General features: G+C 39.0%; 2 protein-coding genes. Both read right to left on the reverse strand.

The features are described 5' to 3' along the window. Positions 1-40 precede the first annotated feature (40 nt). Positions 41-1624, reverse strand: a complete 1584-nt coding sequence (locus ACVRZH_RS09965; protein ID WP_447455124.1) for a phage portal protein — start codon at positions 1622-1624, stop codon at positions 41-43. A gap of 11 nt (positions 1625-1635) precedes the next feature. After that, positions 1636-2231, reverse strand: a 596-nt coding sequence (locus tag ACVRZH_RS09970; protein WP_447455125.1) for a PBSX family phage terminase large subunit, incomplete at its 5' end; no start/stop codon positions are given.

The raw sequence follows: 2231 nt of genomic DNA on the forward strand, positions 1-2231 counted from the left end.
TGCTCATTTATGGTTGGGCGTTTTTTTGTTTTGGTCATGATTAAGCCTCATCTTTATCATCTACTGTATTCTTACTGTTTCCTACTGTATTTTGTTGACCCTTTTCATACAAAGCAAGCTCTGCATCGCTTTCAAGTGGTAATTCGCCATTGATTTCAGCAAGTTCTTTTTCTGCCTCCTCCTCTGTTATATTGAGGGTCTTCGCAATTCCTCGTTTTTGTGTCGCAAAACCAGCTGCTACCATTTTCATCCAATAATCAAGTTCAGCGTGACGGTCAGTAAACACACCATCGTCAAGATTGACTGATATATCATTTAATTCTGGAATATTGCCCTTATAAATACCTACAACCTTGCCTAACTCGCACATAGAAACGCAAAGCTCTTTGATAGACTGCTCTACTAATGCGACAATACTATTCCTCATTTGGTAGGTATCAGAGTTTTCACTTACAATCTCTGTTGCTGTCTTAACTCCTTGACCATCAAAAGTAAACATGCCACTGGATACCCCTATCTGCATCTCAAAGAGCTTTAAACCCTCTGAAATAGCTGAAATATAGTCAGATGAGCGAATAGGCGTAGTGAGGTCAATAATTCCCCCACTATCCATATTGCCTGCCCCAACTTGCATATATACATTCTGTTCAACATCAAATCGGCGTTTGAAAGTGATGTTACCTTGACTATCTTGCACCTTGAGTTGAGTTAGTTGCTCCGGTACAATCACGCGCCTTTGCCCCATCTTAATCTCCCACATAAATTCATCATAGGTACGATTGATAAAGTCAATGGTGGTTTTAGCATTGTCAAAGATAGATAAACCTAACGGACTATTGATGTCCTTGTTGTTCATGCCTGGTGTTTTAAGATAAGTAAATAGTGGACGTGATAAGCCTTGAATTGGTGTGACTGGTTGCAAGTCTGGGTATAACTCGCTTAAATTCACACGCTCTCCAAGTGTACTATCTGATGTCGATTTATAAAGTTCATTAGTGATACGATACAGGCTCTTATCTTTTGTACTGCCCACTTCTCTGCCATCTGGCGTTACCCACTCATGAAATTCAACAAGTGTATAATATACATTTTTTCTATTTTCTGTCTTGATGGTTTTAGTCAAGATAGCAGCACTTGATACATCCTGTGTGTTACTTTGTAATGGCAAAAACACTGGTGCTTGGATAAATGCTACACGGATTTTATCACCATCAACGTAAGGTCGCATAGCTAGACCACCCAAAGCAAGACAGCTCTCAAGGTATCGCTCAAAGTTCTTATTAAATCTGTCATTAGATAGCATATCTTGCAAAAACTCATTAAGTTTTATATCTTCTGCTGAAATCTCTGCTTGTTCATTGTAAACCAAGCTAGCAATCTTCTTAGCCGCTGTACGTGCAATAGGCAAATGTTGCATCTTTCTACGCTTCCTATCGCCATCAGTGTTGATATACTCGATATCATCGAACTTTGATTGATAGTAGGATAGATTGTGCTTTATTCTGTCAAACTCTGCTTGAGTTACAGCCACTTTCGGATGATCTAAAATGCTATTTAGGTTTGATGTTTCCATGTTATACCTCCCACGATTGAAAAAATCTTTAATTTTTTGAATTAGGCTCATGTTTGCCCTCCTTATGAATTACCAACACGCAAACCAAGTATTTTAGCATTGTCTAACACAAAATACTGCGCTACGTCACATGTGTGGTCATCGTCTTTAATGACATTCGGACTGTCAGATTGTATAGTCTTTTCATCCCATCTATACATCTTATGCTCCTCAATAAATACCTTGTTATTCTCGGTGTCAAGATAATAAAAGCGCCCCTCCGCAAGCAGTGATTGGAAAGTGTCAATCATTGTTACTTTCTTTAATTTAGCTACTGGATGCCATCTAATGCCAAAATCAAGATACATCTGGTTTCTCAATGCTCCTTCTGCACTATCAATTGTATATTGCAAGATAGGTACTTTATACTTCCCGATAATCTTTGTTGTGAAATAATAAATATCCTGTGATAACTGGCTAGGTGCTTTCTTTACCGCTTGACCTGCTGGACTATAATACCAAGTATCAAGTAAGATTACTTTGCCTTTAGCAGTGATGCCAAAAGCACAACACGCCGTAGCTGATTGTTGGTGTCCACCATCTAGCGCAAACGATATGCCAACAAGCCTGTCATCGCTCGGTAGCGCATCTAGTGGATGAAATGTACTCATGTTATAGA

This window comes from Streptococcus fryi, from assembly GCF_053206505.1.

What these genes read in the sequence shown, in the direction of transcription:
- ACVRZH_RS09965 (WP_447455124.1), bottom strand. Translation starts at nt 1,624, where the DNA reads ATGAGCCTAATTCAAAAAATTAAAGATTTTTTCAATCGTGGGAGGTAT.